General features: G+C 64.1%; 1 protein-coding gene. It reads right to left on the bottom strand.

Annotated features, from left to right (window positions below; genetic code table 11):
• Positions 1–686: 686 nt before the first annotated feature.
• Positions 687–13,583, bottom strand: coding sequence for a non-ribosomal peptide synthetase (locus BT199_RS01470; protein WP_072433717.1), 12,897 nt, complete (start codon positions 13,581–13,583; stop codon positions 687–689).
• Positions 13,584–13,629: the final 46 nt, after the last annotated feature.

Genomic DNA, 13,629 nt, shown 5'->3' with positions numbered 1-13,629 from the left:
AAGCCAGCTCCCACATTTGAATGTATTCGCAACTCAAAATATGGGAGCTGGCTTGCCTGCGATGAGCATAGGTATCTATACAACTTTGTGGGTTGTAACAGCAGACGGTAACCACGATGCGAAGCGAGTCGCTCTTGCTCTTGATCTGCTTTTGATCTTGACCTTAAGCGCCCCGTCAAACCACGCTGGCCGGAATTCGACAGGGATTTGGGGGGTAAACCGGCAGGGATGCCGGTTTAGCCGCCCCGCGCCATGGATGGCGCGTGGCGGCGGCCCCCCAAATCACTGGCGGATTACGGGCACACCGAGCCTAGGCGAGGTGCCGAGTGGTGGGGCAGGAGCCCTTTTGGTTACTTTTGGGGCTCTTTTCCAAAAGTGACCCGCTGTAAAAGCGGAACCCTAAGTGGCCGTTACCGCAGGAATGGATATGTACTCGGTATAACTGCGTCGGCTGTCAGGCCGCCATCGCAGGCAAGCCACCTCCCACAATTTGATCGCGGGGCCTCAGGTAGATAGGTGTCGGCTAGCAGGCCGTCTTCGCAGGCAAGCCAGCTCCCACATTTGGATCGCGGTGCACCAGCTCGATCAGCGTCGGCTGCCAGGCCGTCACGGGAGCAAGCTCCCTCGCCACAGGTCCAGCTGTGTAGATGCCTATGCTGCAATGAGGCCCTGACAGACAACGAAGATCAAAGCCCCTCCAACTCTGCCATCAAATCACTCAACCGATCCACCTTCTCGGCACTGATCTCATTGCCCGCCACCCCCTCGATATACTCGGCCAACTCCGCCACGGTGCTGCACTCGAACATCGCCCGCAACGGTACATCGCGCTGCAGTGTCTTCTGCACCCGCGAGGCAATCTGCGTGGCCAGCAGCGAGTGCCCGCCCAGTTCGAAGAAGTTGTCCTGCACCCCGACCCGCTCGACCTTCAGCACCTCGGCCCAGATACCCGCCAACGTAGTTTCCAGTTCAGTGCGCGGCGCCACATAGTCCTGATTGTGCAACTGGCCGATCTCCAGGGCCGGCAGGGCCTTGCGGTCGAGCTTGCCGTTGGCATTCAGGGGCAGGCGGTCAAGCCATAGCCAATGCAGTGGCACCATGTATTCCGGCAGTTCGGTACGCAGGCGTTGCTTGACGCGCTCCAGCTGTTCACTCGGTTCCAGCGTGGCATCGGCGGCCACTAGGTAGCCGACCAGATGTTTGCCACTGGCCCCCTCTTGCACACCCACCGCCGCGTCGCGCACGAGGGGTTGTTCATGCAGGCGCGCTTCGATTTCACCCAGTTCGATGCGGTAGCCGCGAATCTTCACCTGGTGGTCGATACGCCCGACATACTCCAGCACCCCATCGCTGCGACGCCGTGCCAGGTCGCCGGTACGGTAGAGGCGCTCACCAGGCGCGCCAAAGGGATTGGGTACAAACACCTGGGAGGTGCGCAGCGGATCGCTGACATAGCCACGACCGACACCGGTGCCGGCGACGCACAACTCGCCCACCGCCCCTTGAGGCACCAACTCTAAAGCGCCGTCCAGCAGGTACAAACGGTTGTTGTCGGTCGGCGTACCAATCGGCAGGTAAGTGCCACGGGTCGACGCCAGATCGACGCGGAAGAAGGCCACATCATCGGAGCATTCCGCCGGGCCGTAGGCATTCACCAGGCCAATTTGCGGGTAACGCAGCAGCCACTGATGGGCCAGCTCAGGTGGCATGGCCTCCCCGGTCGGCAACATCCAGCGCAGGCCGTCGAGGCGGATACGCTCCTGGGCCAACATGCCCTGGATCAGCGACGGCACACTCTCCAGCACGGTGATGCCCTGTGCTTGAACGTGGGCCAGCAACCCTTGCGGATCATGGGCGATGGTATTGGGCACAATGTCCACACGCGCGCCAAACAGCGGCGCGGCGAGGAACTGCCACACAGAAATATCGAAGCTTTGCGACGCGGTCTGGGCGATCACATCGGCATCGCTCAGGTTCAGGTACGGTACCTTGCTCAATTGGTTATTGAGCATGCCGCGCTGTTCCACCATCACACCCTTGGGCAAGCCGGTGGAGCCTGAGGTGTAGATCACGTAAGCAAGGTTGTCCGGGCCACTGTAGACACCTGGGTTTTCACCACGGGCGGGAATTTCCTCCCACACCAGCAACTGGCAATCGACACCTTCGAGCAACTCGATGGCCTGTTCACGGCACGCCTCGGTGCACACCAGCAACGGCGTGCGGCTCAGGTCGATGATGCGGCTCAGGCGCTGGCCCGGCAGGCCCGGGTCCAACGGCAGGTAGCCGGCGCCGGCCTTGAAGCTGCCGATGATCATGCCGAGCAAATCCAGCCCACGTTCAGCCAACAACGCCACCGGTTGGTCCAGGCCGACACCCGCCGCAATCAGCGCGTGGCCGAGGCCATTGCTGCGGCGATTCAGATCCTCGTAGCTCCATTGCTGGTCAAGACAACTGGCGGCGATACGCTGCGGATGCTGCGCGACCTGCGCCTCGAACAACTCGATATAGCTGCGTTCCAGCGGGTAGGCATGTGCGCTCTGGTTACAGCCTTCCACGAGGAATTCACGTTCCTGCTCACCCATCAGCGCCAGCTCGTCCATGTCACCATGGAAGCCCTGCACCAGCGCCAGCAACAGGCGCTTGAATTCAGCGAGCATGCCTTGCACGGTGCTTTCGTCGAAATAACGCTGGTCGTAGGACAGGTGCAAACCGAGGTCATCGCCTGGATAGCACACCGCCGTCAGCGGGAAGTTGGTGTGGGTACGGCCAGAATCCGAGGTGGCGTTCAGGCTTTGCGCACGGTCCAGCACCGAGACTTCCACTGGCGCGTTCTCGAACACAAAAAGGCTGTCGAACAGCGGCTGGCCCTTGGGCAGTTCGCTATGCTCCTGGATCGTCACCAGCGGCAGGTATTCGTACTCGCGCAATTGCATATTGCTGTCGAGCAAGGCGCTCAACCACTGGCGCACGCTGCAGCGCTGGCCGTCCTCGGGCAGTTTTACCCGCAACGCGATGCTGTTGATAAACAGGCCGACGGTACGTTGCATCTCGGGCATGTCCACCGGGCGCCCGGCCACGGTGACGCCGAACAACACATCGCGATCACCACTCAAACGCCGCAGCACCAGGGCCCACGCCGCCTGGGCGAAGGTGTTGACGGTAAGCTGATGCGCCTGGGCCAGTTCGCGCAGTTGCGCACCGTCGCGGGCATCCAGGCGGGTGTAGCAGTCGCCCACCACCATGCCGCCGCTGCCACCAGCGTGTTCGCGCAGGAACGGGCGGTCGCTCGGGATCGGCGTGGCGCGCTCGAAGCCTTGCAAGTTTTGCTGCCACCACTGGCGCGCTTCGTTGAGGTCCTGGCGTTGCAGCCAGGCAATGTAGTCGCGGTAGCGCGGCGGCGCGGCCAGTTGCGCATCGCGGCCTTCGCCCAGGGCTGTGTAGATATCGAAGAAGTCATTCATCAGCAGCGAACGGCACCAGGCATCGATCAGGATGTGGTGGTTGCTCATCATGAACCAGTAGCGCGCCTCGGCCACGCGGATCAGGCGCAAGTGGAAAGGTGCTTGATTGAGCAGGTCAAAGCCGGCTTCGCGCTCGGCCTTGAGCAAGACTTGCAGACGCGGCTCCTGCTCATCCTGCGGGTCGGTGCTCCAGTCCAGGTACTCAATCGGCGTGCTGCCGGGCTTGTGGATCACTTGCAGCATGTCTTCGCCGACGTTCCAGCAGAACGAGGCACGCAAGGCTTCGTGGCGGGCGATCACCGCTTGCCAGGCCTGGGCAAAACGCTCCGGGTCCAGGGCGCTGTTGATGCGATAGCGATCCTGCATGTAATACAGGCCGGTGCCGGGCTCCAGCAGCGTGTGCAGCAGCAAGCCCTCCTGCATCGGGGTCAGCGGGTAGACGTCTTCGATGGCGCTGGCCGGGACCGGCAAGGCGTCCAGTTGCACCTGGCTCAGGCGCGCCAGGGGGAAGTCGGACGGCGTGAGGCCGCCGGCATCGTCCTGCAGGCAATGGGCGATCAGGCTGTGCAATTCGGCCAGGTAAGCTTCGGCCAGATCGCCAATCACCTGCTGATCATGCCGCTCACGGCTGAAGGTCCAGCGTAGCACTAGCTCGCCGCCATACACCTGGCTGTCGATGCTCAGTTCGTTGGGCAACGGCGCATCCGGGTCATGGGCCTGACCGGCGGATTCCTCCAGCGGATGGAACAGCGCGTCAGTGCCAAAGCTCTGGTCGAACTGGCCCAGGTAGTTGAAGGTAATCTGCGCGCTCGGCAATGCGGCCATGCTCTGCTTGCACAGATCATCGGCCAGGTAATGCAGTACGCCATAACCCAAGCCTTTATGCGGCACGCCACGCAGTTGCTCCTTGATCGCCTTGATCGAGTCGCCTTGCTCGGCCTGCGGCGTCAGACGCAACGGGTAGGCACTGGTAAACCAGCCCACGCTGCGGGTCAGGTCGATGTCATCGAACAAGGTTTCGCGGCCATGGCCTTCCAGTTGGATCAGTGCCGAGGCCTGCCCGCTCCAGCGGCACAGTACGCGGGCCAGGGCGGTGAGCAACAGGTCGTTGACCTGGGTGCGATAGGCACTCGGCGCCTGTTGCAGCAACTGCCGGGTGCGCTCGGCATCCAGGCGCACGCTGACCGTGTCGGCATCGCAGTTTCGCAATGTTCCGTGTGGGCGCTGCACCGGCAAGGTCACGGCGGGGCCAGCCAATAGGGCTTGCCACAGACTCAACTCTTCGCGCAGGGATTCACTGTGGGCATAGGCTTGCAAGCGCGCAGCCCAATCGCGCAGCGCGCTGGTCTTGGCCGGCAGGCTGACGGACTGGCCTTCACTGAGTTGGTGGTAAACGTTTTGCAGGTCTTCCAGCAGGACGCGCCACGACACGCCGTCCACCACCAGGTGATGGATGGCGATCAGCAAGCGTTGCTGGCCTTGCGGCCCGTCCACCAGCAAGGCGCGCAACAGCGGCCCCTGTGCCAGGTCGAGGCTGCGCTGAGTGTCGGTGAACAACGCCGTGCACGCCTGCATGTCGCGCACCTGCGCCTGCAGCAGCACGCCGCCTTCCGGCACGCCCAAGTATTCGGCATGCCATTGCGCATCGCGCGAGGTAAAGCTCAAGCGCAGCGCGTCGTGGTGTTCCAGCACCGCCAGCAGCGCTTGCTCCAGGCGATGGGCATCGAGCAGTTGCAGTGGCTTGAGCACCAATGCCTGGTTCCAGTGCTGGCGCGCCGGGATATCGGTGTCGAAGAACCAGTGCTGGATCGGCGTGAGGCCCGAGGGGCCGGTCAGCAATCCTTGCTCGGCGATGATGAGCTCCGAGCGAGTCGCCACGGCAGCCAGGCTCTGTACGGTCTGGTGCTGGAACAGGTCACGGGGGCTGAAATGAATCCCGGCCTGGCGCGCCCGGCTCACCACCTGGATCGACAGGATCGAGTCGCCGCCCAGTTCAAAGAAGTTATCGTCGAGGCCCACTTGCTCCACGTTCAGCACCGCGCACCAGATGGCGGCCAGGCTGTGTTCCAGCTCGCTGCGGGGCGCGACGTAGGCTTGGCGATTGGCCTCTGGGTCCGGCTCAGGCAAGGCGCGGCGGTCGAGCTTGCCGTTGGCGGTCAGCGGCATGCTCTGCAGCACGATCAAATGCGCGGGCACCATGTAGTCCGGCAGTTGCGCCTTGAGGTGCGCCTTCAACGCGTCGCGCAAGGCGGCGTGCTCGGCATCGCTGACCAGGTACGCCACCAATTGCTTGCCGCTCGGCGCATCCAGTGCCAGCACCACCGCTTCGCGCACAGCGTCATGTTCGAGCAAGCGCGTTTCGATTTCGCCCAGTTCGATGCGAAAACCGCGGATCTTCACCTGATGGTCGATGCGCCCCAGGTACTCCACCAGGCCATCGGCGCGTTGGCGCACCAGGTCGCCGGTACGATATAAACGCCCGCCCTCGATGGCAAACGGATCCGCGACAAAGCGCTCCGCCGTCATCCCCGGACGCTGGTGATAACCCTGAGCCAGGCCGGCGCCACCGATGTACAGCTCACCGCTGGCGCCCTGGGGCACCAACGCCAGGTCGGCGTCGAGAATGTAGGCCACGCGCGCGCCGACGATGCTACCGATCGGCACACTGCCAGCGCCCTCCTCCAACTGCTCGGGCGCCAGGCTGGCCAGGGGCATCACCACGGTTTCGGTGGGGCCGTAGGCGTTGAAGAACAGCTGGGGCGTAAACGCCGCACGGATGCGTTGCAGGTGTTCGCCGGTCAAGGCTTCGCCACCGGTGATGCACATGCGCACCGGCAGTGTCTGTTGCTGGGTCGCCAGCCACTGCGCCAACTGGCTGCCGTAGCTGGGGGTGAAACCGAGCACATTGATGCGATGGGTACGGATCAGCGCGCAGATCTCTTCGGCATCCCACTGGCCCTGGGCGCGCAATACCACCCGCGCCCCGCACAGCAGCGGCACCAGCAAACGTTCGGTGGCAGCGTCGAAGTTGATCGAGTAAAAGTGCAGTTCGCAGTCATCCGGGCGCATGTCAAACCGCTCGATCACTGCCTGGCAATGCATGGCGATCTCACCGTGGGACACCACCACACCTTTGGGCTTGCCCGTGGAACCCGAGGTGTAGATGAGGTACGCCTGGTGTTGCGCCAGGCTCACCAGCGGCAGCGCCTCGGCGGGGTAATTGGCCAGCACCGGCGAGTCATCCTCCAGGCACCAGCACGCCACCGTCGCCGGCAATTCACCCAGGGCTTCGAACAGGGCCGCATCACTGAGCAGCAGGCCGATGCCACTGTCTTCGATCATGTAATGCAAGCGATCCAGCGGGTATTCGGGGTCCAGCGGCACATAGGCACCGCCGGCCTTGAGGATCGCCAGCAAACCGATGACCATTTCCAGCGAACGCGGCAGCGCCAGGCCCACGCGCACCTGCGGGCCCACGCCACGCTCGCGCAGCATCCAGGCCAGGCGGTTGGCGCGCTCATCCAGTTGCGCATACGAGAGGGTCACACCGGCAAAGGTCAGCGCCGGGGCCTCCGGCCGCTGGCTGGCCTGCTGGCTGAACAGTTGATGGATGCACTGGTCGAGGCGATGCTCGCCCTTCTCCACCCCCAGGCTGTCTTGCAAGGCGCGTTGTTCATCCGCGCTCAGCAACGGCAATTCGCTGAGGCGCTGGTGAGGATCGGCGATCAACGCTTCGAGCAGGTTGCACCAATGCGCGGCCATGCGTGCAATGCGCGGCTCGTCGAACAGGTCGGTGCTGTAGGTCAGGCAGCAACCCAGGCGATGGTCGAGGTCGGTGACTTCCAGGTTGAGGTCGAACTTGGTCGCCCGCGCATCGTTGGCCAGGTACTCCACGGTCATGCCAGCCAGTTGGCGGCTTTGCTGGAATTCCCAGCGCTGCACGTTGCACATCACCTGGAACAACGGGTTGTACGCCGCGCTGCGCGGCGGTTGCAGGGCTTCCACCAGATGGTCGAACGGCAGGTCCTGGTGGGACTGGCCCTCGATCACGGTATGGCGCACCTGCTCGAACAGCTCGCTGACCCGCATCTGCCCAGTGAGCTGGCAACGCAGCACCTGGGTATTGAGGAACGCGCCAATCAAGCCTTCGCTTTCCGGACGGATACGGTTGGCCACTGGCGCGCCGATGCGCAGGTCGGTCTGGCCGCTGTAGCGGTAGAGCAACACCGCCAGGGTCGCGGTCATGGTCATGAACAGCGTGAGGCCGTGCTGGGCGTTGAAGGCTCGCACGCGGGCGGCCAGCTCATCGCTCAAATCAAAGCGGTACAGCTCGCCCCGGTGGCTTTGCACGGGTGGCCGTGGACGGTCGCCGGGCAGTTCCAGCAATGGGTGTTCGTTGCCCAGTTGGGCGGTCCAGTAGTCCAGCTGACGCTGGCGCTCACCGGCTTCCATCCACTGGCGTTGCCATACGCTGTAATCGAGGTACTGCACCGGCAACGCTGGCAGCGGTGAGTCGCGCTCGTCGATAAAGGCTTCATACAAGGCGCTGAGTTCACGGGCAAAGATGTCCATGGCCCAGCCTTCGGTGACGATATGGTGCAGGGTCAGCACCAGGTAATGTTCCTGCTCGCCGGCCTTGACCAGGCAGGCGCGCAACAGCGGCCCGGTTTCCAGGTTGAACGGCGTGTGCGCCTCGACATCGGCCAGTTGCTGCAAACGCTGCTGGCGCTGCGGCTCATTCAGCGCGGAGAAATCCTGCCAGTCCATGCGCACATTGGTTTGCGCCGAGACCTTTTGACAGGCCACACCATCGACACTTGGGAAAGTGGTGCGCAGGGTTTCGTGACGCATGATCAAGGCCTGCAAGGCGGCCTCGAAACGTCCCACATCCAGCACGCCGCACAGGCGCGCCATGCCGCCGACGTTGTAGGCCGGGCTGTCCGGTTCCATCTGCCAGAGGAACCACATGCGCTGCTGGGAATAGGACAAGGGGACCGGCTGGCTGCGGTCGACTTTGGCGATGGCCGTCTGTTGGTTGCGCTGGCCCGCCGCCTGGATCAGCCCGACCTGCTCGGCGAAATCCCCCAGCTCGCTGGCTTCGAACAGGGTGCGCAGCGGCAGTTCGACGTCACAGGCCTGGCGGGTGCGGGAGATGATTTGCGTGGCCAGCAACGAGTGCCCGCCGAGTGCGAAAAAGTCATCGCGCAGGCCGATGCGTGGCAGGCCAAGCACCTCGCGCCAGATCGCGGCGATGTGCAGTTGCAAAGGTGTATGCGGTTCGACGTGTTCGCGGGTTTGCCATACCGGCTCTGGCAAGGCACGCCGGTCGAGCTTGCCGCTGGGGCTCAGGGGCATGGCGTCCAGGCGCATCAGCAGCGCGGGCACCATGTACTCCGGCAACTCGGCAGCCAGGGCGATTTTGACCGTTTGCTCATCCAGTTCGGCGTCGGCGGTGTAGTAGCCGATCAACTGGGCATCACGTACCAGCACCACGGCTTGGGCGATGCCTGCCTGGGCCAGCAGGCGCGCTTCTATTTCTTCCGGTTCCACCCGGAAACCGCGCAGCTTGACCTGCTGATCGAGGCGTCCGAGGTATTCGAGCACACCATCGGCGTTCCAGCGCGCACGGTCACCGGTGCGATACAAGCGGGTGCCCGCCGCGCCCAGCGGGTCGGCGACAAAACGTTCGGCCGTCAGCCCGGCACGGCCCAGGTAACCCCGCGCCAGGCCGATACCGCCGATGCACAATTCGCCCGGCACACCGGCCGGTAGCGGGTTGAGTTGCTCGTCCAGTACGCGGCAGATCACATTGCCCAATGGCCGGCCAATCGGCGAGCGCTCGCCATCCGAGGCGGCGCACTGCCAGTGGGTGACGTTGATCGCGGTTTCGGTCGGGCCATAGCGGTTGTGCAATTGCACCGCGGGCAAGCGCGCCAGTACACGGTTACGCAACTCGGCGGGCAAGGCTTCGCCACCGGAGAACAGGCGACGCAGGCTGGTGCATTCGGCTGCCAGGGGTTCATCGATAAACAGCTGTAACAACGGTGGCACGAAGTGCAGCGTGGTCACCCCATGTTCCTGCACAAGCTGCGCGATGCGGTGCGGGTCGCGATGTTCGCCCGGACCGGCCAATACCAGGCGGCAGCCGGTAATCAGTGGCCAGAAGCATTCCCACACCGACACGTCGAAACTGATTGGCGCCTTTTGCATCAGCACATCGGTTTCGTTCAGTTGATAGGTGGCCTGCATCCACTGCAAACGCTCGGCCAGGGCGCCGTGGGTGTTGCCCACGCCTTTGGGTTGGCCGGTGGAACCGGAGGTGTAAATCACGTAGGCGAGGTTATCGCCGTGCAGGTGCAAGCCTGGCGCCTGGGTCGGCCAGCTGTCCAGATGCAGGCTGTCCATGGCAATCACGCACACGCCTTCGGCGCTGGGCAGTTGGGGGAGCAAGGCGGTCTGGGTGAGCAGCAGTTGCACGCCGCTGTCCTTGAGCATGTAGGCCAGGCGTTCAGCGGGGTAATCCGGGTCCAGCGGCACGTAGGCGCCACCGGCCTTGATGATGGCGAGCAGGCCGATCAGCAGTTGCGGCGAACGCTCGGCGGCGATAGCCACGCACACGTCCGGGCCGACGCCTTTGTCGCGCAGGTAATGGGCCAGGCGGTTGGCCTGGGTGTGCAATTGGGCGAATGTCAGGCTGCCGTCCTGCCAGACCAATGCGGTGGCGTCCGACGTCTGTTGGTTGAGCAGCTCGGGCAGCCAGCGCCGGGCCGGCGCGCAGGGGGCCTCGCTCCAGGGTTGCTGTTCGTCAGCCTGCATCAAAGGCAGATCGCCGATGGCGTGTTGTGGTTGCGCGCACACAGCGTGAAGTAGATGGATGAAGTGCTCGGCCAGACGCTGGATGGTCGCGCAATCGAACAGCTCGTCGGCGTAGTCGAACGACAGGCTCAAGCGCCCATTGCGGTCTTCTTCGCTGTGCAGTTGCAGGTCGAACTTGGCTTCGCGGCTGTGCCAGGGCAACTCATCGGCCAGCAGGCCCGGCAGGCGGCGCAAGGCGCTGAGGTCGCGCTGCTGGTGGTTGAACATGACCTGGAACAGGCCCTGTTCGCGGGCCTGGGGGAAGGCTTCCAGCAGTTGTTCGAAGGGCAAGTCCTGATGCGCCTGGGCGGCCAATGTGGTCTCGCGAGTGGCGGCCAACAGCTGGTTGAACGGCAGGCGCCCGTCCAGCTCGGCGCGCAGCACCAGGGTGTTGATAAAGAAGCCGATCAGGCCCTGGGTTTCATGGCGTGGGCGGTTGGCATTGGGCACGCCGATACGGATATCGCGCTGGCCACTGTAGCGATAGAGCAAGGTCTGGAACGTCGCCAACAACAGCATGAACGATGTTGAGTCGTGGGCCTGGGCGGTCTGGCGGATCGCCGCACTGAGGCGCGCATCCAGGCGCTGGCGATGGCGCGAGGCGCTGTGCCGATGCTGGGCGGCACGCGGGTGATCGGTGGCCAGGTTCAGGGCCGGATGCTCGTCACCCAACTGCGCTTTCCAGTATGCAAGCTGTCGCTGGCCCTCACCTTCGGCCAGCCATTGGCGCTGCCAATTGCCGTAGTCGGCGTATTGCAAGGTCAGCGGCGGCAGTTCCAGGGGTTGGCCTTGGGCGGCAGCGGCGTACAGGCGCGAGAACTCGTCGATCAGGATATTCAGCGACCAACCGTCAGCAATGATGTGGTGCAGCGTCACCAGCAGTTGGTGCTCTTCATCGCCCAGGCGCACCAGGGTAACCCGCAGCAACGGGCCTGTTTCCAGATCGAACGGGCTGCGCGCCTGGTCTTCGCGAACCTGTTGCGCACGGGCTTCGCGCACGGCGTTTGGCAAGTCGCTGAGGTCGATGACCGGCAGTTCGAAATCCGCCGTAGCCTCGACACGCTGAAACGCCTGACCATCGCGCTCGTAGAAGCGCGTGCGCAGGGCTTCGTGACGCTGGATCAGTTGCTGGAAGCTGTGGCGCAGTGCGTCTTCATCCAGCTCGCCGCGCAGGTGCAAGGCGCCTGGAATGGTGTAGGCGCTGCTGTGAGGGTCCAATTGCCAGGTGATCCACAGGCGGTTCTGTGCCAGGGATTGGGGCAGGTCTTCTTGACGCGATAAGGCGTGCATTGCGCCTTGGGCCACGCCGCCGTCCTGTTGCAGTTGCGCCACAGCCGCAGCAAAGGCCGCGAGTGTCGGCGCTTCGAACAGCAGGCGCAGGTTCAGCTCCAGCCCCAGGCTTTCGCGCAGGCGGGCGACCACTTGGGTCGCGGTGATGGAGTTGCCCCCCAGCAGGAAAAAGTGATCGTCGCCCGCCACCTGGGCCAGTTGCAGTTGCTCGCACCAGATCGCCGCGATCCGCTGTTGCAGGTCCGATTCCAGCGCCACTTCGCTCGCCTGCCCCTGCTGCCCGGGGAACTGCGCGTAGCTGTCGAGGCTGCCATCGGCATGCCGAATCGCACAGGCCGCACGCTGCACTTTGCCGCTGGAGGTCTTCGGCAAGGCGCCGGGGTTGAGCAGCACCACCACACTCGGAGCTTGCTGGCAGGCCTCGGCCACGGCTTGGCGGATCGCTTTGATCAGCGCTTCGGGCGGCAGGATTTTCTGCACGCTGCGGCTGATTTCCGCAGCGATGCCGATGCCTTCCAGGCCCTGGTCATTCACCGCAAACGCGGCGACCCGGCCCTTGCGCACCCCTTCCACTTCGCGCTCGATGGTCTGTTCGATGTCCTGGGGGTAGAGGTTATGGCCGCGCACGATCAGCAGGTCTTTCAGGCGCCCGGTGATGTACACCTCACCGTCGCGGATAAAGCCCAGGTCACCGGTGCGTAACCAGGTGCGGCCAGCATGCTGGACGAAGGTCTTGGCGCTGGCTTCGGGGTTGCGCCAGTAGCCGTGGGCGACGCTCGGGCCCGTGGCCCAGAGTTCGCCGATGCACTGGTCGGGCAGCTCGGTGAGGGTGTGCGGGTCGGCGATCAGCACGGCGTGGTCCGGCTGGCTGGTGCCGCAACTCATGATCGCAGGGCCCTGCCCCGGTTCGGCACGGTTGGCGGCCAGCGCCTGTTCATCCAGGCGCAGGGCGGGAATGCCACGGCCACGGGTACCGCCGGCGACAAACAGGGTGGCTTCGGCCAGGCCGTAGGAGGCGAAGAAATTATTCGGGGTGAAACCACAGGCGGCGAATTTTTCCGCGAAGCGTTCCAAGGTGTCGAGGCGGATCGGTTCGGAACCCGAATAGGCCACGCGCCAGCGGCTCAAATCCAGGCGCTCCAGGGCCGACTCGCTGACCCGTTCGCTGCACAGGCGGTAGGCGAAATCCGGCCCACCACTGATGGTGCCGCCGTATTCGCTGATCGCCTCCAGCCAGCGCAAAGGTTGGCCAAGGAAGTAGGCCGGCGACATCAACACGCAGGGCACGCCGCTGAAGATCGGTTGCAGCAGGCCGCCGATCAGGCCCATGTCGTGGTACAGCGGCAACCAGCTGACGATCACGTCGTCGGGGTTGAGGTCGATGCCAAAACCACGGCGGATCAGCACTTCGTTGGCCACCAGATTGCCGTGGCTGACCTGCACGCCCTTGGGCAATGCAGTGGAGCCGGAGGTGTATTGCAAGAACGCGATGTCGTCGGCCTTGAGGTCGGGCTCGACCCACTGGTCGGCCCGCTGCGCCTCCAGGGTGTCGACGCTCAATACCGGCGGCGCATTTTCAATCTGGGCCAGGCCCTCGCTGAGGCTGGCAATGGTCAACAGCAGCCGCGGCTCGGCATCGCTGATGATCGACAGCAGGCGCTCCTGATGATGACGACGCGTGGATTCCGGCGGATACGCCGGCACCGCGATCACCCCGGCGTACAGGCAGCCAAAGAACGCCGCCACATAGTCCGGGCCACTTGGGAACAGCAACACCGCACGCTCGCCCAGGCCAGCGTTGGCTTGCAAGGCAGCGGCGATGGTGCGGGCGCGTTGGTCGAGGTCGCGATAACTGAGCACCACACTGTGCTCGGCGCTCTCGGCGAGGAAGCGCAACGCCACGTGGTCCGGCGTCTGCGCAGCACGCTGTTGAAGGGACTGGACCAGGGTGCGGGGGAGTTCGAAGGCGTCCATCATGGGGTTCCTGCCTGAAATCGGCTTACGGGAAATTCGGGAAATCGGT

Source organism: Pseudomonas sp. NFR02, from assembly GCF_900119375.1.
Taxonomy (GTDB): Bacteria; Pseudomonadota; Gammaproteobacteria; order Pseudomonadales; family Pseudomonadaceae; genus Aquipseudomonas; species Aquipseudomonas paracarnis.
The sequence above is the reverse complement of the archived record's forward strand: the minus strand, read 5'-3'. Positions and strand labels throughout refer to the sequence as shown.

Coding starts and splice junctions, on each gene's coding strand:
- BT199_RS01470 (WP_072433717.1), bottom strand. CDS start 13,583: ATGATGGACGCCTTCGAACTCCCCCGCACCCTGGTCCAGTCCCTTCAA.